This window comes from Haemophilus parainfluenzae, from assembly GCF_003253005.1.
GTDB classification, from domain to species: Bacteria; Pseudomonadota; Gammaproteobacteria; order Enterobacterales; family Pasteurellaceae; genus Haemophilus_D; species Haemophilus_D parainfluenzae_M.
Window position 1 is genome coordinate 39,402 of sequence record NZ_QEPZ01000008.1, and the last position, 25,578, is coordinate 64,979.

21 protein-coding genes and 1 riboswitch are annotated in these 25,578 nt (G+C 39.5%); of the genes, 12 read left to right on the forward strand and 9 right to left on the reverse strand.

What is annotated here, in order from left to right; translation table 11 throughout:
- Positions 1–34: 34 nt before the first annotated feature.
- Together lptG and lptF are read right to left on the reverse strand one after the other, a co-directional pair.
- Entirely contained in the window at positions 35–1,108 is a 1,074-nt protein-coding gene (gene lptG / locus DPV97_RS08695) for an LPS export ABC transporter permease LptG (RefSeq protein ID WP_186821752.1), read from the reverse strand.
- An 11-nt stretch (positions 1,109–1,119) separates the two neighbouring features.
- The gene (gene lptF, locus DPV97_RS08700) at positions 1,120–2,211 is read right to left on the reverse strand and encodes an LPS export ABC transporter permease LptF (RefSeq protein ID WP_049362538.1); all 1,092 of its coding nucleotides are present in this window, start codon (positions 2,209–2,211) and stop codon (positions 1,120–1,122) included.
- 104 nt (positions 2,212–2,315) lie between these two features.
- Here lptF and DPV97_RS08705 point away from each other — a divergent pair, with 104 nt between their 5' ends.
- The gene (locus tag DPV97_RS08705; RefSeq protein ID WP_070712680.1) at positions 2,316–3,791 is read left to right on the forward strand and encodes a leucyl aminopeptidase; all 1,476 of its coding nucleotides are present in this window, start codon (positions 2,316–2,318) and stop codon (positions 3,789–3,791) included.
- Positions 3,792–3,850: 59 nt separating this feature from the next.
- Here DPV97_RS08705 and DPV97_RS08710 read toward each other — a convergent pair whose 3' ends face one another.
- On the reverse strand, positions 3,851–4,702 hold the full coding sequence (locus DPV97_RS08710; protein ID WP_070712682.1) for an endonuclease/exonuclease/phosphatase family protein: 852 nt from the start codon (positions 4,700–4,702) through the stop codon (positions 3,851–3,853).
- Positions 4,703–4,916: 214 nt separating this feature from the next.
- On the opposite strand from DPV97_RS08710, the gene ytfE reads away from it, so the two are divergent.
- Positions 4,917–5,591 (forward strand): iron-sulfur cluster repair protein YtfE, encoded by a 675-nt coding sequence (ytfE, locus tag DPV97_RS08715; RefSeq protein ID WP_070712683.1) that lies wholly within the window; start codon positions 4,917–4,919, stop codon positions 5,589–5,591.
- A 52-nt stretch (positions 5,592–5,643) separates the two neighbouring features.
- Here the strand turns inward: ytfE and DPV97_RS08720 are convergent, their stop codons facing one another.
- Both DPV97_RS08720 and DPV97_RS08725 read right to left on the reverse strand, forming a co-directional pair.
- Positions 5,644–7,581 carry an LTA synthase family protein gene (locus tag DPV97_RS08720; protein WP_070712708.1) on the reverse strand — a complete coding sequence of 646 codons (1,938 nt, stop codon included), beginning with the start codon at positions 7,579–7,581 and terminating at the stop codon, positions 5,644–5,646.
- A 146-nt stretch (positions 7,582–7,727) separates the two neighbouring features.
- Positions 7,728–9,002: a malic enzyme-like NAD(P)-binding protein gene (locus tag DPV97_RS08725; RefSeq protein ID WP_049381519.1), complete on the reverse strand. Its 1,275-nt coding sequence runs from the start codon at positions 9,000–9,002 to the stop codon at positions 7,728–7,730.
- A 200-nt stretch (positions 9,003–9,202) separates the two neighbouring features.
- On the opposite strand from DPV97_RS08725, the gene DPV97_RS08730 reads away from it, so the two are divergent.
- The 4 genes from DPV97_RS08730 to DPV97_RS08745 all read left to right on the forward strand — a co-directional run bounded on the left by DPV97_RS08730 (position 9,203) and on the right by DPV97_RS08745 (position 13,520).
- On the forward strand, positions 9,203–9,832 hold the full coding sequence (locus DPV97_RS08730; RefSeq protein WP_070712685.1) for a DUF1919 domain-containing protein: 630 nt from the start codon (positions 9,203–9,205) through the stop codon (positions 9,830–9,832).
- Positions 9,833–9,841: 9 nt separating this feature from the next.
- Positions 9,842–10,540: a 16S rRNA pseudouridine(516) synthase RsuA gene (gene rsuA / locus DPV97_RS08735; RefSeq protein WP_070712686.1), complete on the forward strand. Its 699-nt coding sequence runs from the start codon at positions 9,842–9,844 to the stop codon at positions 10,538–10,540.
- 1 nt (position 10,541) lies between these two features.
- A complete protein-coding gene (locus DPV97_RS08740; protein ID WP_070712688.1) occupies positions 10,542–11,741 on the forward strand; it encodes a Bcr/CflA family multidrug efflux MFS transporter in 1,200 nt (399 codons plus the stop codon).
- Between the two features lie 252 nt (positions 11,742–11,993).
- Positions 11,994–13,520, forward strand: coding sequence for a catalase (locus DPV97_RS08745; RefSeq protein ID WP_005628052.1), 1,527 nt, complete (start codon positions 11,994–11,996; stop codon positions 13,518–13,520).
- Positions 13,521–13,599: 79 nt separating this feature from the next.
- Here DPV97_RS08745 and DPV97_RS08750 read toward each other — a convergent pair whose 3' ends face one another.
- The 3 genes from DPV97_RS08750 to DPV97_RS08760 all read right to left on the reverse strand — a co-directional run bounded on the left by DPV97_RS08750 (position 13,600) and on the right by DPV97_RS08760 (position 16,964).
- Positions 13,600–15,039 carry an alanine/glycine:cation symporter family protein gene (locus DPV97_RS08750; RefSeq protein WP_070712690.1) on the reverse strand — a complete coding sequence of 480 codons (1,440 nt, stop codon included), beginning with the start codon at positions 15,037–15,039 and terminating at the stop codon, positions 13,600–13,602.
- Between the two features lie 136 nt (positions 15,040–15,175).
- Positions 15,176–16,093, reverse strand: a complete 918-nt coding sequence (gene nagK / locus DPV97_RS08755) for an N-acetylglucosamine kinase (protein WP_070712692.1) — start codon at positions 16,091–16,093, stop codon at positions 15,176–15,178.
- Between the two features lie 145 nt (positions 16,094–16,238).
- The gene (locus tag DPV97_RS08760; protein ID WP_070712693.1) at positions 16,239–16,964 is read right to left on the reverse strand and encodes a phosphatase PAP2 family protein; all 726 of its coding nucleotides are present in this window, start codon (positions 16,962–16,964) and stop codon (positions 16,239–16,241) included.
- 67 nt (positions 16,965–17,031) lie between these two features.
- On the opposite strand from DPV97_RS08760, the gene ribA reads away from it, so the two are divergent.
- Entirely contained in the window at positions 17,032–17,679 is a 648-nt protein-coding gene (gene ribA, locus DPV97_RS08765; protein WP_005696347.1) for a GTP cyclohydrolase II, read from the forward strand.
- 48 nt (positions 17,680–17,727) lie between these two features.
- Here the strand turns inward: ribA and DPV97_RS08770 are convergent, their stop codons facing one another.
- The gene (locus DPV97_RS08770) at positions 17,728–17,871 is read right to left on the reverse strand and encodes a hypothetical protein (RefSeq protein ID WP_014065561.1); all 144 of its coding nucleotides are present in this window, start codon (positions 17,869–17,871) and stop codon (positions 17,728–17,730) included.
- Between the two features lie 125 nt (positions 17,872–17,996).
- Positions 17,997–18,041: riboswitch (PreQ1 riboswitch) on the forward strand.
- Position 18,042: 1 nt separating this feature from the next.
- Between DPV97_RS08770 and queC the strand changes: the two genes are divergently transcribed.
- The 5 genes from queC (at position 18,043) to gltS (ending at position 25,543) form a co-directional block, all read left to right on the forward strand.
- Positions 18,043–18,720 carry a 7-cyano-7-deazaguanine synthase QueC gene (queC, locus tag DPV97_RS08775; protein ID WP_070712695.1) on the forward strand — a complete coding sequence of 226 codons (678 nt, stop codon included), beginning with the start codon at positions 18,043–18,045 and terminating at the stop codon, positions 18,718–18,720.
- A 196-nt stretch (positions 18,721–18,916) separates the two neighbouring features.
- Positions 18,917–20,815 carry a DNA topoisomerase IV subunit B gene (parE, locus tag DPV97_RS08780; protein ID WP_070712697.1) on the forward strand — a complete coding sequence of 633 codons (1,899 nt, stop codon included), beginning with the start codon at positions 18,917–18,919 and terminating at the stop codon, positions 20,813–20,815.
- Between the two features lie 16 nt (positions 20,816–20,831).
- Positions 20,832–22,025, forward strand: a complete 1,194-nt coding sequence (gene nirK / locus DPV97_RS08785) for a copper-containing nitrite reductase (protein ID WP_070712698.1) — start codon at positions 20,832–20,834, stop codon at positions 22,023–22,025.
- Between the two features lie 11 nt (positions 22,026–22,036).
- Positions 22,037–24,292, forward strand: a complete 2,256-nt coding sequence (parC, locus tag DPV97_RS08790) for a DNA topoisomerase IV subunit A (RefSeq protein WP_070712699.1) — start codon at positions 22,037–22,039, stop codon at positions 24,290–24,292.
- Between the two features lie 36 nt (positions 24,293–24,328).
- On the forward strand, positions 24,329–25,543 hold the full coding sequence (gene gltS / locus DPV97_RS08795; RefSeq protein ID WP_070712701.1) for a sodium/glutamate symporter: 1,215 nt from the start codon (positions 24,329–24,331) through the stop codon (positions 25,541–25,543).
- Positions 25,544–25,578: the final 35 nt, after the last annotated feature.

Here is a 25,578-nt window from a genome sequence, read left to right on the forward strand (position 1 = left end):
TTTCTGGGTTCGCCTTTTTCGTTTATTGTATCAATTAGTCTCGTTTTCTTGCAAGTAACCACCAAATAATCGCCATAAATAAGAGACTTGGCATCAGTGCGCCTAAAAAGGCCGGTGCATTAAATACCACACTCATTTGTCCAAAAATTTCATTAACGACATAGAACAAGAATCCAAAGCAAATCCCCGTTACGATTCTCGCTCCTGCAGTGACACTACGTAATGAACCGAAGATGAAAGATAACGCAAGCATCATCATTACCCCCACAGAAACCGGCTGTAAAATCTTACGCCAATAGGTTAATTCAAAACGACGAGAATCCTGTCCCGTTTGCTTTAAGAAAGCAATATATTCATACAAACCTGAAATGGATAATGACGTTGGACGTAATGAAACTACGCCTAATTTATCTGGCGTTAAGCTTGTTACCCAATCTTCTGTTAAACGGTTTGTCGTGGTAATTTGCTCTTTTGATACCGCTGAATTATTCACTTGGCGTAACTGCCATTGATTATTTTCAGCAGAATATTGCGCTTGATTTGCATGCTTCAAATGAGTGAGATTACGCTGGTCATCAAAAGTATAAATATAAATATCTTCTAATTTCGCATCATCTTTAATTCGACGCACATACACGAAATTATTACCGTCTTTTGCCCATACCCCATTTTTCACCGAAAGCATTGAACCACCAGAAAGTGCACGAGTACGCATATCACGGGCAAACTGTTCAGTTTGTGGAATCCCCCACTCTCCAATAATCATGGTAAAAAGCACCAGTGGAAGTGCCGTTTTCATGACGGCTAATCCAATTTTAAAGCGAGAAAAACCCGCAGATTGCATTACCACTAATTCGCTACGGCTGGCTAAATTACCTAACGCAATTAATGCACCTAACAAGGCCGCCATTGGGAAAAAAGTTTCTACATCTTTAGGAATGGTTAATCCTGTATAAGCCACCGCTTGCCAAATATCATAAGAACCTTTCCCTACGCTACGGAATTGTTCTACAAATTTGATAATTGCCGAAAGGCCAACCAACGTAAATAGCGTGGCAAAAATTGCCCCTAAGATGCTTTTACCGATATAACGATCAAGAGTATTCATCAACATTGTTATTACCCTTTTCTGAATACACGACGGAATTTATGCATAGCGGTACTATCCCAACTATTCAGCATAATCCCTAAAATTAAAAAGGCGATATTTACCAATGGCATTAATAAACCTGCATCAAGCTTACCTGCACCACCCGCAGATTTAAATGAGCTTTGTAATAAGAAGTAAATTAAATAAAGCAATAGTGCCGGTAAGATCTTCGCAAAACGGCCTTGGCGAGGATTCACTTTACTCATTGGTACGGCGATGAGCGCCATTAAAGGCACCGCTAAAATTAAGGTAATGCGCCAATGCAACTCAGCTTTTGCTGCTGCACTTTTATCTTTTAATAATTGCTCAAAAGATAATTCAGCCGCTTCATCACTTTCCGAGTTTGTCTCTTGATGGCCTAAATAGGCTTGATAATCATCAAAATGTGTAATACGGAAATCAGGAAGTACCGAAGTCCCTTCTACACGCAAGGTATTCTGTAAATTCAGTACTTGGTCGCCATTTGGTAACGCTTTTAACTCACCTTTTTCAGCGGTAACCACTGATGGTTTCGTTTGACCTTTGGCTTTCATTTGGAAAAGATAGACATCACTGATTTGATTACCGTTAATCTTATCAATGAATAAGACAAAATTATTGTTACTCGTGGACATAAATTGACCAGAAGTCAATGCGCCCATGGTAGGATTCGCTTTAGCATCTTCAACAATAGCCGCTTGTTTTTGAATGGCCCATGGGGAAAGCCATAAAGCATTGTAAGCGGCCAATCCCGCTGTGAGTAAAGAAAGAATTAACGCCACGCGAACAAGAATACGTTGGCCCACACCACAGGCTCGCATTACCGTAATTTCACTTTCTGCATAGAGACGACCGAAAGTCAGTAAAATGGCGATAAACAAACATAATGGCAACATTAATTGCGCCATTGTCGGCATCCCTAAACCGAGTAAAGAGAACACCAGATCGGCGGGCACTTTACCATTTGCCGCAGAACCAAGTACGCGCACAAGTTGTTGGCTGAAGAAAATTAAAAGCAAAATAAACAAAATTGCAATCTGGCTTTTAAAGACTTCCTTTGTTAAATATCGGGTTAATATCATTCTTTTTTCTAACTAAAAAACACGGGAAACTGGCTAATTTAGATGGCGTATGATACCTTATTTTGACTGATTTAAATAGCAAATTAGCAACATAAGGAAATAACATGAAATATCAAGCAAACTCAACCGCACTCTCTCAATCAACCGATTGCCTTATTATCGGCATTTATGAGAGCAATGAATTGACAAAAAGTTTCAATGAAATCGATCAAATCACACAAGGTTACCTCAGCCAGTTAGCTCAAAGCCAAGATCTTTCAGGCAAAATTGGGCAAGCGACTCTGCTTCATTCGTTACCGAATCTTGCAACTAAACGCGTGTTAGTCGCAGGTTGTGGCAAAAAAGGCGAAACGACTGAACGCCAATTTAAACAAATCATCCAACGTGTAACCCAAACATTAAAAGAATTAAATATTCAACAAGCGGTGAATAATTTAACGGATGTGGAAATTAAAGATCGCGATCTATTTTGGAATGTACGTTTTACTGTTGAAACCATCGAACATAGTCTTTATCAATTTGATGAATTTAAAAGTAAAAAAGCGGATGCTATTCCACTTCAAGAAATCATTTTTAATACCGATGATTCGCAAGCTCAACAATCTATCGCAGAAGCACAAGCCATTGCAAATGGTGTAAAAGCTGCGCGTAATATCGCGAATATGCCACCCAATATTTGTACACCGGCTTATTTAGCTGAACAAGCTAAAAATTTAGCCGAAACATCAACCGCACTTTCCTTAGATGTGATTGATGAAGATGACATGACAAAGCTTGGCATGAATGCGTATTTAGCCGTATCTCGAGGTTCGCAAAATCCGGCTTATATGTCTATTTTACATTTCAACAATGCACCTGATAAAAATGCTAAACCTATTGTATTAGTGGGCAAAGGATTGACCTTTGATGCGGGCGGTATTTCTTTAAAACCAGCCGCAGATATGGATGAGATGAAATACGATATGTGCGGTGCTACTTCAGTATTCGGTACAATGAAAGCCATTGCTGAATTAAATCTACCACTCAATGTTATCGGTGTATTAGCGGGTTGTGAAAACTTGCCTGATGGCAATGCCTATCGTCCGGGTGATATTCTCACCACAATGAACGGTTTAACCGTAGAAGTGTTAAATACTGATGCTGAAGGACGTTTAGTGCTTTGTGATACATTAACTTATGTAGAGCGTTTTGAACCGCAATATGTGATTGATGTTGCGACCCTGACTGGCGCTTGTGTGGTTGCTTTAGGTCAACATAACAGTGGCTTAGTTTCAACTGATGATGCCTTAGCCAAACAGTTATTACAAGCCGCACAGCAAACTACTGATAAAGCTTGGCGTTTACCGTTAAGTGAAGAATATCAAGAGCAATTAAAATCCCCATTTGCTGATTTGGCAAATATTGGCGGTCGTTGGGGCGGTGCAATTACTGCAGGCGCATTCCTCTCCAACTTTACGAAAAAGTACACTTGGGCACATTTAGATATCGCCGGGACAGCTTGGCTTCAAGGTGCAAATAAAGGCGCAACAGGTCGTCCAGTGTCTCTATTAACACAATTTTTAATTAATCAAACCAAGTAATTAACACATAGGGCTAACATAAAGTTAGCCCTAAAATTTTCTCAAAATCTGACCGCACTTTATTCCAATTCGAATTCAACCAGTAACGGATTATGATCTGACGAAGTAACCACTTCTGATGTTGCACTCACCACTTTTACGCCTCGCGTAAAAATATAATCAAGTGGATAACCTAAAAATCTAACCCGCTCATCTTGAGAGAGCGTCACTGCATCTAATCCATATTTTTGCATCAAATTATTAGCTAAATTCAGACGACGCTCATTCCATGCATTAAAATCGCCAGACATAATGATGGGGCCTTGATGATTTTCCACAAAAGAAAAGAGCTGCTCTAACTGAGTTTGATAAGCGGAAATCCCCCATTCAAAATTAATCAAATGCACATTAATAAGTAGCAAGCTATCGCCTTTTTCTAATGGAAAACTCATCACACTTGCCACTTTAGGTATTTGTATTAATGGTTCTGCTACGCCACCACCGCAATACCATTCTGGTTGCGTTTTGGTGAATGTTTTTACACCTGATAAAAGATCTTTAAAAGAAAAAGAGGACACAAAAAGTGCGGTCGAAAATGTACTTAAATTTTGATGCTGCGTCGCCTCTTGTAATAACACAAAATCAGCTTGTTTAGACAGTCTAGCTAAATCTTCTTGCCAACCCTTATCTTGCCCTTTATGTACATTCCAATTGACTAAACGAAAATGTGAAGAGGCTAATTTAGACACTGAATTATCAGCATTGTCACATTGCATATTTAACCTGCTTTTAAAAGGAATATAATTTACTTTTTGTGACGTATTTAATTGGATAAATGTACGTTTAAAAATTGTTAAATTCGCAAAAAAATAGCCGCCACCTAAAATCAGCAATAGTAATCCAACAGCTAAAAATCGATAAATTCGCTTCATGATGATCCTCTCTCTATGCTCGAATAATAACACCTCATCAAAGCAATGCAACTTTCACTTTTAATACTCATTAATACCTACCTACAACATGGTAACTTTAACTTTTAGCTTTGATTTAAATCATACTTTGCTAAAAAAACCGTTGCATTTTTCTTTTATTATCTTAGTATTTTACTCAACTTCTAACTCTACCTCATCAATAAGGAGATTCATTATGTCTTTTGGAGATAAAAAATTAAGTGAAATCGCTGTCAGCGTACCCGGCTCAACTTCCCTACTTCGTGAATACGATTTGGATTTCTGCTGTGGTGGGTCAGATACACTTTCCAACGCTGCCGCAGAAAAAGGGTTAAATTTAGCTGAAATCGAAACGCGTTTAACGGAGCTTCAAAACAGTAAAGCAGAAAACCCAGAAGAATATTGGGTTAATGCAACTTATCCTGAAATTATCGATCATATCTTAGTTCGCTACCATCAACGCCATCGTGAACAACTTCAAGAATTAATCGTATTAGCGGATCGCGTAGAAAGTGTTCATGGCGATCGTGAAGATTGTCCAATGGGTGTTGCAGCTGAATTGCGCAATGTCTATGAAGATTTGAGCAACCATATGATGAAAGAAGAGCATGTGCTTTTCCCAATGATCAAAGCGGGTAATTATATGATGGCACAAATGCCGATTCGTATGATGGAAATGGAACACGCAGAACATGGCGAACATTTGGAAGTTTTGAAATCATTAACAAACAATATGACACCTCCGACAGATGCTTGCAATACATGGCGTGCGCTTTATAGTGGCATCCAAGAATTTGCAGATGATTTAATGATGCATATTCATCGTGAAAATAATATTTTATTCCCTCGCGTTATTGCTGAAAATCACTAAGAACAAATCATATAAAGAAAAAGGGCGAAATCATTCGCCCTTTAAAATTAGCCTAAAACTGACCGCACTTTACTTCACTGCCTTTATATAAACGGTTTTTATACAAATAGCTGCCAAGTAAGGCATGTGCCAACGCTTCTTTTTTCATTTCTTCCGGCACCTCTTTTTCAGTCAATGTATCTTTTTCTTTATCATACACATAACCTTTTGCTTTGCTATTTGGTGTTTGAATAACGACATCATGATTGCCTTTCATTAAAGCTTGGGTTTGATCAAACTGCATAAAGGCACGATTCGGATTCACATCTTGCGTTAAATCAAAGCCAATCATAGGATAATTACCACTTACACCCGCAATAGAAAGTAAGGTTGTCGGCATATCAATTTGACTCACTAAACGACTGTCTCGGCGTGGCTCAACATGATCACCTAAAATTAACGCAGGAATATGGAAATGCTTAATTGGCACCAAGCTTGCCCCAGCTGCACGAGAATCATGGTCGGCAATCACCAAGAACACGGTATCTTTCCAATAATTAGATTGTTTCGCTAAGTTGAAGAAATAACCAATCGCATAATCCGCATATTTTGCACTGTTATTACGGGTTGCTTTTGGTTGTTCGTAAAGCTCAATTTTACCATCCGGAAATTCAAAAGGATCGTGATTGCTCGAACTAAACACTAAGCTAAAGAATGGTTTTCCTTCATTCTGTAATTGGGTAAAAGTTTCGTTCGCTTTATCAAATAAATCCTCATCACTCACGCCCCAAGTCGCAGTAAATTTAGGATTTTGATAATCCTTTTGATCGATAATATTTTGGAAACCATTACCATAGAAGAAGCTTGCCATATTATCAAAGTGCTTTTCACCGCCATAAATAAACGAAGTGTTGTAACCTTGTTTAGCAAGTAAATCTGCAATGGTAAAGAAACCACTTTGACTGTTATTCAATTTCACCACCGCACGTGCTGGAGTGGGTGTGAAACCTGCAGTTGTGGCTTCAATACCGCGTACAGAACGCGTACCGGTCGCATAGAGATTTTCAAATAACCAGCCTTCTTTGGCTAATTTATCAAATTCTGGTGAAAGCGGTTTTCCGCCTAATGAACCGACAAATTGCGCCCCAAAACTTTCTTCCAAAATAATGACGATATTTTTCGGTTTACCTTGGTAAGTTGCTTGGTTTTTCGTTAAAGTTGGAATCTTCTCTGAAATATAATCACTTTCAGGGCGCCCACGGCTTGCTTTGACGATACGCAACATTTCATCTGTATCCATTTTGCCATAGGCTTCAGAAGAGGCTCCTTCGTCTTTAAATTGTTGGGCAGCATAAAGAACGGAATAACCTGAATTCAACACAAGCGAATTCACTAAACCATCAGAGGAAAAAGCCACCATTGCAGGATTCACACCACGGTGCTGAAAACTAGAACGTGCGCCTAAAAAAGCAACTGCAATCACAAGCAATGCGACAACAGGACGTAATTTCCAACTCATTGGGCGTAAATTTTTCACTGCATAACCAGATAGCTTCCAATAACAGAAGAAAGCCGTAACGGTAAAAATGAGGCTAAAAATGACCGCAGTTAAATGGCCTTCCATCAACATTGAAAAGACTTCTTTCGGATAAATTAGATATTCGATAAAGAGACGGTTTGGACGGAAATCATAGGTTTCGATAAATGCAGGTGTAGCGAGTTCCATAAACAGAATAAACACACTGCCAAGGGTAAGCCAGATACGTAAAATCATTTTCCAAATACGGCTATTATGAAATAACACCGTAAATAATGCCGGCACACCAAATAGATAACACAAAGCCACGATGTCCATACGCAAGCCTTGTAAGAATAATTGCCCCCAGCCCGCTACCGCAGAGACACGGTCTGCTTGCCAAATCGCAAGCCCAAGACGAGATAAGGAGAAAATGATCAGATTAATGATGACGAAGAGAAAAATCGGATATAAAGGAGAACGTGTTTGTTTCATTTTGGCACTCATAAGTCCTAAGGGAATCGCTACCCCTTGATTAATTTAAAGCACATTAATGTGCCATTCCTTCCATAGACAGATAAAAAAACACAAAGTGCGGTTAAAAACATCATCATTTTTGACCGCACTTTGAAAAAGAAGGATTAAGCTGCAACTAATGCTTTTAATTGTTTTTCATAAGCTGCCCAATCGGTAATTGGACGGGTTGCCACACCTGTTTCCATTGCTTTTTTCGCTACCGCAGAAGACACGGTAAATAATAAACGAGGATCGAACGGAGTCGGAATTACATAATCCGGTCCAAATGATAACGCACCATAATTAGCAATAATTTCTAATGGAACCGGTTCTTTCGCAAGACTCGCAATGGCATGAGCAGCCGCTAATTTCATTTCCTCATTAATCGCTGTTGCGCCTACGTCTAATGCACCACGGAATAAGAATGGGAAACAAAGTACGTTATTTACTTGGTTTGGATAGTCGGAACGACCAGTACAAACAATCGCATCTGAACGAACTGCCTTGGCTTCATCTGGGGTAATTTCAGGCACAGGGTTAGCTAATGCAAGAATTAATGGATTTTCTGCCATGGTTTTCACCATTTCAGGTTTTAATGCACCTGCTTTAGAGCAACCTAAGAACACATCAGCTCCCTTAACGGCATCCGCTAATGTGCGCCAACCATTATCTTCAATCGCGTAGAATTGTTTGGTTTCATCCATGTTATCGCCACGACCTTTGTAAATCACGCCTTTAGAGTCACACATGGTGATATTTTCTTTTTTGAAACCTAATGCACGAAGCAAGTTGGTACAAGCAATAGCTGAAGCACCTGCGCCATTTACTACTAATCGAACATCTGCAATATTTTTACCAATAATTTCTAAACCATTTAATGCTGCTGCACCGACGATAATGGCAGTACCATGTTGGTCATCATGGAATACCGGAATTCCCATTCGTTCACGCAATGCTTTTTCAATGTGGAAACATTCCGGTGCTTTGATATCTTCAAGGTTAATCCCACCAAAAGTAGGTTCTAATGAAGCGATAATATCGATTAATTTATCTGGATCATGTTCATTGATTTCAATATCGAATACATTGATGCCTGCAAATTTTTTGAACAATACCCCTTTCCCTTCCATAACAGGTTTGGAGGCAAGTGCTCCAATATTTCCTAAACCTAATACAGCAGTACCATTTGAAATCACAGCCACTAAATTAGCACGCGCAGTATAACGGCTTGCAGCTGAAGGATCTTTTTCAATTTCGAGACAAGGCTCTGCAACACCTGGAGAATACGCAAGGGCTAAATCATGTTGAGTTGCTAATGATTTGGTTGGGGTGACTGCAATTTTTCCTGGGATAGGGAATTCATGAAAATCTAATGCAGCTTGGCGCAATTGTTCACTCATATAAAAATACTCCATTTTCACTTAGGCTAAATAAAATTTGCGCCATTATACTCTCTTTTAAACAGAATTTTGTGACATACCGCAAAAATTTTACAAATTTATTACAAAAATATGATTGAAATCGACCACACCTTTGTCTTTTCTTCACATTCATAAGCAAAAACGTTACTATATCGCAAAAAATATACAGGATATAAATAATGAGTTTGTTTTCTAAATTTAGAAGCGCCATCAATAAATTACAACGGAAAGCCATTAATCAAACCTATCAAAAACGTTTAACCAACCAAGGCATGTCGGTGATTTCGGCAAACTGTGTCGGTGCATTTATTTTGCACGACCTTAATCAGCCTTTTAATTCTCCGTTTGTTAACCTTTATTTAGACCCAAGTGATTTTGTTCACTATCTACAGAATATCGAATTCTATCAAGCACAACCGCTTCAATTTATACAAACAGAAAAACCGTATCCCGTTGGCTTATTAGATGATCTTAAAGTGCACTTTATGCATTATCATTCTGAACAAGAAGCCAAAGAGAAATGGGAAGCGCGCTCACAGCGTTTAGACCTAGATAACTTGTTTATTATGATGACAGATAAAGATGGTGGAAAAGGTGCAAAATATGAGGAGTTGCAAGCCTTCGATAACTTACCTTATCCAAACAAAGTCGTCTTTACCCATAAGCCATATCCCGAATTAAAATCCGCTTTCTACATTAAAGGCTTTGAAAACGAAGGAGAAGTGGGCGATTTATTTACTTTTTCCGGTTGGAATGGTGAAAAATATTACGATCAGTTTGATTACGTCAGCTGGTTCAATCAAAAATAAGAGTTTACTATGCGACTAGATAAATTTATTGCCGAGAATACAGGTTTAACCCGTTCACAAGCCACCAAGGCCATTCGCCAAAGTGCGGTCAAAATTAACGGTGAAATTGTGAAAAATGGGGCGACCAAAGTAAGCCAAGAAGATGAAATTTATTTTGAGGATGAATTGTTGCCTTGGGTAGAAGAAGGTCAATATTTTATGTTGCATAAGCCTCAGGGCTACGTTTGCTCTCATGATGACAGTGACTATCCAACTATTTATCAATTCTTTGAACCACCTCTTTCTGGCAAGTTACACAGCGCTGGACGATTAGATGTGGATACCACTGGCCTCGTGCTATTAACGGATGATGGGCAATGCTCACATCGTATTACTTCACCAAAACATCAATGCGAAAAAACCTATTTAGTCACTTTAGCCGATCCGGTTGAGAACCATTATGCTTCAGCTTGTGAAGAAGGCATTCTGCTACGTGGCGAAAAAGAACCCACTAAGCCAGCAAAATTAGAAGTATTAGACGATTACAACGTGAATTTGACTATCTCTGAAGGGCGCTATCATCAGGTGAAACGAATGTTTGCTGCACTGGGTAATAAAGTCGTTGCGCTACACCGTTGGAGAATTGGCAACGTTGAATTAGATGAAAGCTTAGAAGAAGGCGAATTTCGTCCACTCACTCAGGAAGAAATCGACAATTTAGTGAAATAATATGAGTCAAAATATTAAACCTACCTTTATTTTTATCGCCACGCTCGGCATCCTCTCGATGCTACCGCCTTTGGGCGTAGATATGTATATTCCGTCATTTTTAAATATTGCTGAAGACTTAAATATCAACGCCGAGCAAGTACAGTACACGCTGACATTCTTCGCTTATGGTATGGCGGCAGGGCAATTGTTCTGGGGGCCTTTTGGTGACAGCTTTGGTCGTAAACCAATTATTTTATTAGGGGTCATTATTGGTGCTATCACATCCATTATTTTAACGAGTATTCATTCTATTGGCAGTTTCACTGTACTGCGTTTCGTTCAAGGTTTCTTTGGGGCGGCACCTGTTGTGCTTTCAGGGGCTTTATTACGAGATTTATTTAGCAAAGATCAGCTCTCTAGAATCATATCAACCATCACGCTTGTCTTTATGATCGCGCCACTTGTTGCGCCTATAATTGGCGGATATATCGTGAAATATTTCCACTGGCATATGATTTTTTATGTAATTGGCATCATGGGATTTCTTGCGACATTGCTTGTCTTTTTCATTATTCCCGAGACCCATAAACAAGAAAATCGTATTCCCTTGCGTCTTAATATTATTGCCCGTAACTTCATGATGCTTTCTAAACAAAAAGAAGTGTTAGGTTATATGGCAGTAGCCTCTTTTGGATTTGGTGGTTTATTTGCCTTCGTCACTGCGGGATCGATTGTCTATATCGGTATTTATGGTATTCCTGTCGATCAATTCGGCTATTTCTTTATGATCAATATTGCCATTATGACCGCTGCATCTTATCTAAATGGTAAATTTGTATTGAAGCTAGGTGCAGAAACCATGTTACGAATTGGTATTGCCGTACAATTCATTTCAGGAATTTGGTTATTTTTAACCGCACTTTTTGATTTTGGTTTTTGGTCAATGGCAATTGGTGTAGCCTTTTTTGTAGGACAAAACCCATTAATTTCCTCCAATGCGACCGCCTCTATTCTAGAAAAATTCCCAATGATGGCAGGTACTGCAAACTCATTAATGGGAAGTGTCCGTTTTGGTGTCGGCGCAGTAATGAGTTCCCTAGTAGCGAGCTTTAAAATGGAAACAGCAGCACCAATGCTCTATACAATGGCAGCTTGCGTAGTTATTTCAGCCCTCTCTTACTATTTCCTGACTTATCGGCATTGCAATTCAACTAAATAATAAAAATTTTATTCATATCTAATAAGTAATTATTAGATATGAATGGACGTAATTGTTTTCAGTTAGACTAGTATTTTTGTCTCATTTAAAGCGAATACAACAGCCTTCATGAAATTTGATACAAAATTCCCCCCTCCAAATCAATAGATTATTTTGATTAATTTAATAGATTTTAATCACTGAAACCTTTTTGTATGATGTTTACGAAATTTATTTCAACCCTACTTATTTCATACATACAAGGAGTTAATAATGAGTTCTCAATGCCCTTTTTCGCATTTATCGTCTACTAACCTAACTATGGGAAATGGCGCCCCTGTAGCGGACAATCAAAACAGTTTAACTGCAGGTCCGCGTGGTCCATTACTTTCACAAGATTTATGGCTTAACGAAAAATTAGCTGATTTCGTACGCGAAGTCATTCCAGAACGTCGTATGCACGCAAAAGGTTCTGGTGCATTTGGTACCTTTACTGTCACACACGACATTACTAAATATACTCGCGCAAAAATTTTCAGTGAAGTGGGCAAAAAAACAGAAATGTTCGCACGCTTTACCACTGTTGCAGGTGAACGTGGTGCAGCTGATGCTGAACGTGATATTCGAGGTTTCGCATTAAAATTCTATACCGAAGAAGGTAACTGGGACTTAGTGGGTAACAACACCCCGGTATTCTTCTTACGTGATCCACGTAAATTCCCAGACTTAAACAAAGCGGTAAAACGTGATCCTCGCACTAATATGCGCTCAGCAACCAATAACTGGGATTTTTGGACATTATTACCAGAAGCATTACACCAAGTAACTGTTGTAATGAGTGATCGTGGTATTCCTGCAAGCTATCGCCATATGCATGGTTATGGTTCACATACTTACAGTTTCTGGAATGAAGCTGGTGAACGTTTCTGGGTAAAATTCCATTTCCATACTCAACAAGGTATTAAAAACTTAACTGATGCAGAAGCGGCTGCAGTCATCGCAAATGATCGTGAAAGCCATCAACGTGATTTATATGAAGCAATCGAACGTGGTGATTTCCCTAAATGGACATTATATGTACAAATTATGCCTGAAGCAGATGCGGAAAAAGTACCTTATCATCCATTCGACTTAACCAAAGTATGGCCAAAAAAAGATTATCCGTTAATTGAAGTAGGTGAATTTGAGCTTAACCGTAACCCAGAAAACTTCTTTGCTGATGTAGAACAATCTGCGTTTGCACCAAGTAATTTAGTTCCTGGGATCGGCGCAAGCCCAGATAAAATGTTACAAGCTCGTTTATTCAACTATGCGGATGCACAACGTTACCGTTTAGGCGTGAACTACCGTCAAATTCCAGTAAACCGTCCACGTTGCCCTGTTCATAGCAACCAACGTGATGGCCAAGGCCGTGTAGATGGCAATTACGGTAGTTTACCGCACTACGAACCAAACAGCTTCAGCCAATGGCAACAACAACCAGACTTTGCTGAACCACCACTTCGTATCAACGGAGATGCAGCACACTGGGATTATCGTAACGATGATAATGATTACTTCAGCCAACCGCGTGCATTATTTAACTTAATGAATCCAGAGCAAAAACAAGCATTGTTCAACAATACTGCAGCTGCAATGGGTGATGCACCTGAGTTCATCAAATACCGTCATATCCGTAACTGTCACTGGTGTGATCCTGCATATGGTGAAGGCGTTGCAAAAGCATTAGGATTAACCGTTGAAGACGCATTAAAAGCACGTGAAACTGACCCAGCATTAGGTCAAGGCGGATTGTTATAAGTGCAATTAATGTTATAAACAGATTTTAAATCTAAAAATAAAGGCGGGAATTCCCCGCCTTTCATATTTCATTGAACACTTATTTCCAAATTCGATGCTCTAATACTCGCTTTTTAATATCAGGATAAAGGTCAATTTTAAATTCAGGCTCTTTTCCTGCTTTTAATTGATGCTGATAGTCTTTCATTAACTTCCACACAATTGGGGAAAGTAAAACAATCGCGACTAAGTTAATAATTGCCATCACAGCCATCACGGTATCCGCGAAATTCCACACCACATTACCTGATTTTACTGAACCAAAATAAACAAAGAATAATACCGATAAGCGGAATGCCCATACAAACCAAGGTTTATTTTTAATAAAACGAATGTTACTTTCCGCATAAGCATAGTTACCAATGATAGAGGAATAAGCAAAAAGCAATAAGATAAAAGCCAAGAAGTGTACGCCAAATTCACCGACATGATAACGCAATGCGTTTTGCGTTAAGGAAATACTTTTTAATGTTTCGCTACCATAATTATCAGAAAGCAGAATAATCACCGCAGTACAAGTACAGACGACCATAGTATCTACAAATACACCAAGCATTTGCACTAAACCTTGGCTTACTGGATGTTTTACATGTGCTGCAGCAGCCGCATTTGGGGCTGATCCCATCCCCGCTTCATTAGAGAATAATCCGCGCTTAATCCCCATCATCATAGCTTTAGATACTAAAGCACCAAACATTCCACCAGCTGCAGATTGGAAAGTAAAGGCACTTTTGTAAATGTTGGTGATTACCGTCGGGATCATATCAATATGGATGCCCAAGATAATTACCGCCATAATTAAATAAAAGAGTGCCATCATCGGTACTACGCTACTAGAAATGGTCGCAATACGTTTCACACCACCAAAAATAATGGTGGCAGTTAATACCACTAAAACAAGACCAACATATTCACCTTGCCAATCCCAAGCGTTTTTAGTCGCTTCTACGATTGAGTTTGCTTGCACTGAATTAAATGCAAAACCAAAAGTAAAAATAAGTGATACTGCAAACGCTACCGCTAAGCAACGTGATTTTAAACCTTGTGTAATATAGTAAGCAGGGCCACCACGGAAAGAGCCATCTTTATCTTGAATTTTGAATACCTGTGCTAAGGTAGATTCCGCAAAAGCACTCGACATTCCAATAAATGCCGTTACCCACATCCAGAACACCGCACCTTCACCACCAAGCGCAATGGCTGTTGCTACTCCACTGATATTACCTACGCCAACTCGACTTGCAAGCCCGGTTGCAAAAGCTTGGAATGGGGTTAAAGAATTACCTTCTGCCGCACGTCCAAACCACATTTCGCGTATACTTGTAGGGAAAAGACGTAGCTGTACTAAACCTGTAGTAATGGTAAAAAATAGACCTACACCTAATAAAATAACAATGGTGATATTCCATAATGGCTCATCAAAATGTTCTATAACCCATGTCAATCCTTGTTCAATCCAGTTCCCAAATTCTGTCAGCATAAAAACCTCACTAAAAAAATTAATATTCTGATTGTAGAGAGACAAAAGAAAAAATCCAGCTTTCTTAAAGAAAAACTGGATTATTTTCCTATAATATAAAAGTTATTCAAATTTTCACTGTATTTTTAGATTAAATCTATTCACGGTTTAAAAATAACGCGGCAGCTCCACGAACACCACCGGAATCACCATGTTTTGCTTTTTTGATTGGTGGTACTTTTGCACTACGCATTAAATGAGCAGGTAATGCTTTTGGTAACGCTTCATAAAGATAATCAAAATTCGATAAACCACCACCGAGCACAATCATATGCGGATCAAATGCAGTGATAATGTTGCCGATAGAAATAGCCGCTAATTCAACAAAAATACGAACAAAATCAACCGCACTTTCCTCTTTCGCATAAAAGCGATCGATAATATCTTTGGCTGATAACTCTTCCCCTTTTAAATCACGGTACAACATTTCAAAGCCGCGACCAGAAATATACGTATCTAAACAGGCCTGGTTGCCACAACCACATTGGTAAATTGGCGCTTTATCCCAGCCTAATAATTTTAAGGCATGATAATTTAATTGAAGATGGCCTAACTCCCCTGCCATCCCGACTTGACCTGAGTGAATTTTGCCATTAATCACAAAACCACCACCAAAGCCAGTACCCAAAATAAGCCCTAATACAGAAGGATATTGAGTATTTTCCTCATCGCAAGCTTCAGAGAGTGCAAAACAATTTGCATCATTTTCTGCCCGCACTTCACGATCTAAAACGCGTTCAAGATCGGCTAAAATAGGCTTATTATCTGCAACACGAATATTCGTCACTTCAGCAAGCCCCGTTGTCAAATTAACAAATCCTGGCAAGCCTAAACCTACTGTCCCCTTTTTACCAAAGTGGGCATCCGCACGTTCGACTAAAGTTTTAATCGCCTGTAACCAATCTTGATAATCTGTCTGTGGCGTTGGCACTCGCTCGGTATAAAGTTTTTCTAATTTTTCATTAAAAGCAGCCAATTCAATCTTTGTGCCACCAATATCAATACCGTAATACATATTGTCTCCTCAAAAGAGCGGTCAAAATTCTTGGAATATATAGGTTTTATTTTCCTTGAAATCTCACTGAAAATCTATGACAAAAATCATATTTTGTACAAACAATAAAAAAGACCGGCTTTATCACTAAAACCGGTCTTTGATGCTATTTATTGTTGAACAAGCCCTTCTTCTGTAAGAACCCAAAAATAATCAAATGAACAATCCATGCCGAAATTATCGCCACAAATAAATCGATAGGATAATGCATTCCAAGGCGTACGCGGCTAATCAACATTAATACGCCCCAAATGGTCATGGCACCAATCAGTAATTCCGCTTTAAAAGAACGTTTCCCTAATAATTGGCTAAACCCGACGGCTAACATTAACCAAGTGGCGGCAAAAATAGAATGTCCAGATGGGAAAGAATAACCCGTTTCATCTTCATAATGCGCTTTTAACCAGGCTGGTGTATCCGCTTGTGTAGAATAAAATTTATCTACTAATTTCGCACGCTCTGAACGATCTTGATGATAAAAGGCATCTGTCGTACTTTCTGTTTTTTCCGCTAAATAGACGGTAAAAGGACGCGGCTCGGCAAAAACCGTTTTTAAACCTGTTTTAATTACTTGTGTGGATAATACAGATAAGCCCATTACAATCACGCCCATAATCCACTGTTTACGGTTTTCAAAAAGAAAACGGAAAAGTAAAGCAAACACACCACAGGTAATTAAAGCATAAGGTACGCTACCCGTTTCCGTTAAAAGATAAAGCCAATAATCCCATTTCATTAATTGGTTGTTTCCATGCCAATGATAAGCAAAACCCCAAACAAAAAATGGTACAAGACAAAGGAATAACGTATATAATGACAGCCTTTTAAACATTGTTGCCTCTTGATAATAAAAATAAAGTGCACATTTTAGCAGAATAAAGTTGAAAAAAGGATACGTTATGTCAAAAATCCAACTGGTTGCTCAAGCCAATTTGCCTACCGAATATGGCATATTTAAAATGGTCGGATTTGAATTTCCCGATACAAAAAAAGAACATGTCGCTTTAGTGATGGGTGATATTTCAAACCAAGATGAGCCTGTGCTTGCCCGCATTCATTCTGAATGCTTAACGGGTGATGCGTTACACAGTTTAAAATGTGATTGTGGTTTCCAGCTTGCAGCTGCATTACGTCAAATTAGCGAAGCAGGTCGAGGTGTGTTGATCTATCATCGTGAAGAAGGTCGTGGCATTGGGTTAATTAACAAAATTCGTGCTTATTCATTACAAGATCAAGGCATGGATACTATTGAAGCCAACCTTGCATTAGGCTTTAAAGCTGATGAGCGTAACTTTAATGTGTGTGCCGATATGTTTGAATTATTAGGTGTGAAGCAAGTTCGCTTGATGACAAACAACCCGCAAAAAGTAGAAACTATGAAAAAAGCGGGAATTAATATCGTAGAACGTGTACCATTGAATGTAGGTGAAAACCGTTACAATACGAAATATCTTGATACTAAAGCAAAAAAAATGGGCCATTATATTGTGCACAATAATGAAGAACATTTAATGACTTGCCCACATTGCCAAGAAGAAGTGATTTGACAAAAAAGCCATACAACTAACTGTATGGCTTTTCTTTTATCAAAACAATTATTGATTAACGCCCCAATGACGAGTGTCTTTATCAAATTTCATGCCTGAATGAGATCCTTCCGAACCATTAAAATAAACGTCTTTATTTGCGCAAGCTGAAATCACTAATGCACCGATAACAATAAGAATTAATTTTTTCATTGTATTTACCTTTTTTAAAACTAGCTTGCTAGAATTGTATCACAATTTTCTCCGCTTTTTCCTGCTTAAATTAGCCCTTTTCTTGCAAAATTTATCTTTGACTTCTACAATACCGCCTCATTTTTAACATTGTAGTTCGCAAACCTCCTACATAAAAAAACTAGGTATCCTATGAATATTTCAAATCCTAATCACAATCGTAAAGCCCTTGTGATCTTCTCTGGTGGACAAGATTCCACAACCTGTTTAATTCAAGCCATCGCTGAATATGGCGTGGAAAATGTCGAAACCGTCACCTTTCAATACGGCCAACGTCATGCCATTGAATTAGAAAAAGCCCGTTGGATCGCTCAGGATCTCGGTGTAAAACAAACGTTGATCGATACGTCCTTCATAAAATCTATCACCCACAACGCCTTAATGGATGCAAACGCTGATATTGAGCAAAAAAACGGTGAATTACCTAATACCTTTGTGGATGGCCGAAATGCGCTCTTCTTATTATATGCGGCAATTTATGCAAAAGGACAAGGTATTAATGACATTATCACAGGCGTATGTGAAACAGATTTCAGTGGCTATCCGGATTGTCGCGATGTGTTTATCAAATCCATGAATGTCACCCTTAATTTAGCCATGGATTACCCGTTCAATTTAAAAACACCCTTAATGTATCTCACCAAAGCACAAACCTGGGCATTAGCTGATGAATTAGGTGCGTTAGATTATGTTCGTCAGCATACTCACACTTGCTATGAAGGTATTGAAGGAGGCTGTGGAGAATGCCCGAGCTGCAAATTGAGAGATAAAGGCTTACAGGAATATTTAGCAACAAAAGCAAAAGCTTAGTATCGAGATAACTCAATCTATAACAGATTAAATAGATTCAAATGAACCCAAAGTGCGGTCAAAATTCATGTCAAATTTTGACCGCACTTTTACTTAAAATAGTATCCTTACCTTTTCTCATCTTTGATTTTATAAACGCGTCATTTTTTGATAAAATCACGCTAATTTTTTTATAAATAAGTAACTAATTTTAAAAATGACTACAAATTATTCTGCTCAAGAAATTACGGTTCTGAAAGATCTCGAACCGGTGCAAATTCGCCCCGGTATGTACACGGACACTACCCGTCCAAATCACCTTGCTCAAGAAGTTATCGATAACAGTGTGGACGAAGCCCTTGCAGGTTTTGCCACTAAAGTTGAAGTAATTTTACACGCTGATCAATCACTTGAAGTCATTGATAATGGACGCGGGATGCCAGTGGACATTCACCCAACGGAAGGCGTTTCTGGTGTCGAAGTCATCTTAACCAAACTTCATGCTGGCGGTAAGTTCTCGAATAAAAACTATGAATTTGCCGGTGGTTTACACGGGGTGGGGATTTCTGTCGTCAATGCTCTTTCTGAACGCGTTGATATTCAAGTTAAACGTAACGGTGAAGTGTATAAAATTGCTTTTGAAAATGGCGTAAAAGTAGAAGAATTAGAAGTCATCGGGACTTGTGGCAGACGAACAACAGGCACCACCGTGCACTTCAAACCGAATCCAAAATATTTCGATAGCAAGAATTTTTCTGTTAGCCGTTTACGCCACTTATTACGTGCGAAAGCCGTGCTTTGTTCAGGCTTAGAAATTAAATTTGTCGATAAAGTGAATAACACCGAAGATGTGTGGTGCTATCAAGATGGTTTATCCGATTACTTAACCGAAGCGGTAAATGGTTTTGAAACCTTGCCTGAAAAACCTTTTGTCGGTGAATTTAAAAGCTCCACCGAAGCAGTAAGCTGGGCATTACTTTGGTTACCGGAAGGTGGCGAGCTTATTGCAGAAAGCTATGTAAACTTGATTCCAACAGTACAAGGCGGAACACACGTAAATGGTCTTCGCCAAGGCTTACTCAATGCCATGACCGAATATTGTGAATTCCGCAATAAATTACCACGCGGCGTGAAATTAACAGCAGACGATATTTGGGATCGCTGTGCTTATATTCTTTCACTGAAAATGCAGGATGCTCAATTTGCCGGCCAAACCAAAGAACGCTTATCTTCCCGTCAAAGTGCGGTCTTTGTTGCAGGTGTTTTAAAAGATGCCTTCAGTTTATGGTTGAATCAAAACGTACAAGATGCGGATCGCTTAGCTGAAATGGCCATTAGCTCTGCACAACGTCGTTTAAACGCAGCCAAAAAAGTCGTGCGTAAAAAATTAGTGAGTGGCCCAGCTCTACCGGGCAAATTAGCCGATTGTGCATCACAAAATTTAGAAAAAACTGAATTATTCTTGGTAGAAGGTGACTCTGCGGGCGGCTCAGCCAAACAGGCGAGAGATCGTGAATATCAAGCGATCCTGCCGTTACGTGGAAAAATCTTAAATACTTGGGAAGTAGCCAGCGATCAAGTGCTTGGTTCAACGGAAATTCATGATATTGCAGTGGCGCTTGGTATCGATCCTGATAATGAAGACTTATCTCAGCTTCGTTACGGTAAAGTCTGTATTTTAGCCGATGCGGACTCTGATGGTTTGCACATTGCCACCCTACTTTGTGCACTCTTTTTACGTCACTTCCCGAAACTAGTACAAGATGGACACGTTTATGTGGCAATGCCACCACTCTATCGTATCGACTTAGGCAAAGAAGTCTTTTATGCCTTAGATGAAAACGAAAAAGAAGCAATTTTAGAACGCTTAAAAGATAAAAAAGGTACCTTAAACGTACAACGCTTCAAAGGTTTGGGTGAAATGGATCCGTCACAATTACGTGAAACCACCATGGATCCGAATACACGTCGTTTAGTTCAATTAACCTATGAGCTAGGCGAAGATCAAGGGGCAGAAACATTAGAATTAATGGATATGTTACTCGCCAAAAAACGAGCGGAAGATCGCAAAAATTGGTTACAAACCAATGGCGACCAAGTGGATTTAGCCGTTTAATTATTTGAGGTCAATCATGAACGAACAACGTCGAGATTTTTTTAGAAACAGCGCATTAGGCTTAGCAACGATTACATTAGGTGCAGGTTTTAGTTTCATTCCTTCTGCTCAAGCGGAAGAAAAAGCCTCAAATGTGGCAGCTACTGCAGTTGAAAATTTACCTGAGATTGAAGCAGAATTGACGCTCGCGCCCAATGTGCCAAAACCAATTGAACGTAACTATCCTGCAAAAGTCGTGGTAAAACTGACCGCACTTGAACAAATTATGGATCTAATGGATGGCGTGCAATTTAAATTTTGGACGTTAAACGGTAGCGTGCCTGCACCATTTATTCGTGTGCGCGAAGGCGACATGGTAGAAGTGCAACTTTCCAATTCAGTAAGTTCCATGATGCCACATAGTCTTGATTTCCATGCAGCACCTGTACCAATGGGGGGGGCAATGGCAAGTGAAACCCCACCAACTCGGACATCAACCTTCCAATTTAGAGCGTTACGTTCGGGGATTTATCTATACCACTGTGGCAGTCAGCCTGTGGATATTCACCTTGCCAAGGGGATGTATGGTTTAGTTTTAGTTGAGCCCAAAGAAGGCCTGCCAAAAGTGGATCGCGAATTTTACATTATGCAAAGTGAATTCTATACCAAAGGCGAGTTTGGTGATCCTGGCTTGCAACCATTCAGTATGCAAAAAGCCATTGATGAACGTCCTGAATATGTTCTCTTCAACGGTAAAGTCGGCGCGACCATGGATGGAAATGCTTTAAAAGCGAAAACCGGTGAAACCATTCGTCTATTCGTAGGAAATGCTGGGCCAAATTTATGTTCTTCTTTCCACTTGATTGGTGCGGTATTTGACAATGTATATGTGGAAGGCGGTACGCTTGTTAATCACAATGTTCAAACTACCTTGATTCCATCCGGCTGTGCCACCATGGTGGAAACTCGAATTGATGTACCGGGTACTTATGTCTTTATGGATCACTCCATTTTCCGCGCAGTAAATAAAGGCACAATGGGACATATTGTGGTTGAAGGTGAAAAAAATTCGAATATTTATTCTGGAAAACTAAAAGACGAAGCCTTTAAAGAAACTAACCCACAAAAACCACAACCCGTTCCTTACGAAATTGACAGTCACAAAGGAATGGATATGGGACATTCTCATCACGAACAGTCTGATGCGAACTCCGGTGCAACAAGAAAATAAATTAGAAGAATATGAGCAATATTAACTACGAAGGCATCGAGCAGATGCCACTTCGCACCTTTACAGAAAAGGCTTATCTTAATTATTCAATGTACGTCATCATGGATCGTGCATTGCCTTTTATTGGTGATGGCTTAAAGCCTGTCCAACGTCGTATTGTTTATGCGATGTCTGAACTGGGTTTAAATGCTGCAGCGAAATTTAAAAAATCTGCGCGTACCGTCGGTGATGTGTTAGGTAAATTCCATCCACACGGAGACTCCGCCTGTTATGAAGCCATGGTATTAATGGCTCAGCCCTTTTCTTACCGTTATCCTTTGGTGGATGGCCAAGGAAACTGGGGAGCGCCAGATGATCCTAAATCATTCGCGGCAATGCGTTATACAGAATCTCGTCTGTCCAAAATTTCTGAGATTCTATTAACTGAATTAGGTCAAGGCACTGTTGATTTCCAACCGAACTTTGATGGTACCTTAGAAGAACCTCAATATTTGCCTGCACGTTTGCCTCATATTCTGTTGAACGGCACTACTGGGATTGCCGTCGGGATGGCAACCGATATTCCACCACACAATATTAATGAAGTGGCGGATGCAGCGGTCCTGCTATTAGATAATCCAAAAGCAGGATTAGATGATGTACTCAATATCATTCAAGGCCCGGATTTCCCAACTGAAGCAGAAATTATTTCGCCAAAAGATGATATTCGCAAAATGTATGAAACCGGTCGTGGTTCTATCAAAATGCGTGCAACATGGCATAAAGAAGACGGTGAAATCATCATAAGCGCACTTCCTCATCAATCTTCACCATCAAAAATCATTGCACAAATCGCTGAGCAAATGACGGCGAAAAAATTGCCAATGGTGGAAGATATTCGTGATGAGGCGGATTACGAAAATCCTGTGCGTATTGTACTTGTACCTCGTTCAAATCGCGTTGACACGGATGCCTTGATGGCGCATTTATTTGCGACGACTGATCTCGAAAAAAGCTATCGTGTGAATATGAATATGATCGGGCTTGATCATAAACCCGCCGTGAAAGGCTTACTTCAAGTTCTTACCGAATGGCTGACATTCCGTCGTACAACAGTAACGCGTCGTTTACAACATCGTTTAGATAAAGTACTCGCTCGTTTACACATTTTAGATGGTTTGATGATTGCCTTCCTCAATATTGATGAAGTGATTGAAATTATTCGTACTGAAGATGAACCTAAACAAGTTTTAATGGCTCGCTTTAACTTAAGTGATGAACAGGCAGAAGCCATTTTAAACTTACGTTTACGTCATTTAGCCAAATTAGAAGAACATCAATTGCAAGCTGAAAAAGATAAACTCGAAGAAGAGCGGTCAAATTTAGAGTTAATTTTAGGATCTGAGCGTCGCTTAAATACCTTGATCAAAAAAGAAATTCAAGAAGATGCGAAAAAATACGCCAGCCCTAGAATGTCTCAATTAGTTGAGCGTGAAGAAGCGAAAGCGATTTCTGAAAGTGAAATGACTCCAGCAGAACCTGTTACCGTTATCTTATCTGAAATGGGTTGGGTACGCTGTGCAAAAGGTCATGACATTGATCCGGCAGGATTAAGCTACAAAGCAGGCGATAAATATCTCGCTCACGCTTGTGGTAAAAGTAATCAACCGGTGATCTTTATTGACAGCACCGGTCGTAGCTATGCTTTAGATCCATTAAGCTTGCCTTCTGCGCGTTCACAAGGTGAACCGCTCACCGGTAAACTGACATTACCGCCAGGTGCGATCATTGAACAGGTTATTATGGAACCTGAAAAACAAGAATTATTGATGGCATCAGATGCAGGATATGGTTTTATTTGCAAATTTGAAGATTTAATTGCGCGTAATAAAGCAGGAAAAGCCTTGATTTCTTTGCCAGAAAATGCGAAAGTCTTGAAACCTGAGACACTTTCCGAGTCGACCTCACTTCTTGTGTCCCTCACTTCAGCGGGTCGAATGCTGATTTTTCCGGTACGGGATTTACCGGCATTATCAAAAGGGAAAGGCAACAAAATCATCAGTATTCCAGCAGCGAATGCAAAAGCGCGGTCAGAATTATTGGTGAAATTGTTCTTAATTTCAGAGCAAGCCAGCCTTGAGTTCCATTCCGGTAAACGAAAAATCACATTAAAACCGGAAGATCTGCAAAAATTCCGTGCGGAACGCGGCAGAAAAGGCTCCCAATTACCACGTGGATTACATAGTAATGTTGACATTGTGGTGGTTGAACCTGAACACAACTCATAAGAATTCTCGAAACCAAACTAAATAGGAGGATATTTCGTGAATATTGTTTTTGATACCTATCAAACACTTGCTTTAGCAAGTTTTGTATTATTACTCGGTTTTTTTCTAGTAAAACGCATTCGAGTTTTACAAACATTTAATATCCCTGAGCCTGTTGTTGGCGGCTTTATTGTGGCTATTGCATTAACCATTTTATACAAAGTAAATGGCACTTCATTCACTTTTGAGAAAAGCTTACAAACCTCTATGATGTTGGTATTCTTCTCCTCTATCGGTTTAAGTGCAAACTTTGCCCGCTTAATTAAAGGCGGAAAACCATTAGTTATCTTCCTATTGGCGGCAGCAATACTCATTGTTTGCCAAAATGTCATCGGTATTTTAGGTACTCAATTATTAGGCATTGATCCTGCTTACGGCTTACTTGCTGGTTCAGTTACCCTAACCGGTGGTCATGGTACAGGTGCGGCATGGGCAGAAACATTCACTAAAGAATTTAATCTACCGGCTGCGACAGAAATCGCTATGGCGTGTGCTACATTCGGTTTAGTCTTTGGTGGTATCTTAGGTGGTCCAGTATCTCGTTATTTATTAAATCATCAAAAACAAGGTGAGAACCCAGAGAATGATGAAGTAGATGACGTACAAGAAGCATTTGAGCACCCAACTTACAAACGAAAAATCAATGCGCGTTCAATCATTGAAACCATCGCAATGCTTTCTTTATGTTTACTCATCGGTCAATACTTAGATAGCTTAACAAAAGGTACTCACATTCAATTACCAACATTCGTATGGTGTTTGTTTACAGGTGTAATCATTCGTAACAGCTTAACTCACTTATTCAAATTCCAAGTGGCTGATTCAGCGATTGACGTATTAGGTAGCGTAGGTTTATCTATCTTCTTAGCGATTGCTTTAATGTCTCTCAAACTTTGGGAATTAGCAGGTCTTGCAACAGATGTATTAGTTATCTTAGCGGTTCAAGTTGTCTTCATGGCTTTCTTCGCTATCTACGTTACATACCGCATGATGGGTAAAGATTATGATGCGATTGTATTAAGTGCGGGTCACTGTGGTTTCGGTCTCGGTGCTACACCAACAGCCGTTGCTAACATGCAAGCGATTACCAGTCGTTTCGGACCATCTCACAAAGCGTTCTTAATCGTACCAATGGTAGGGGCATTCTTTATCGACTTATTAAATGCCGGTATCTTAAAAATGTTCTTAAGCGTTGTTGAAGCGCTTCACTAATCAAACGTAAAAAAAGAAAGGCTGACATTTTTGTC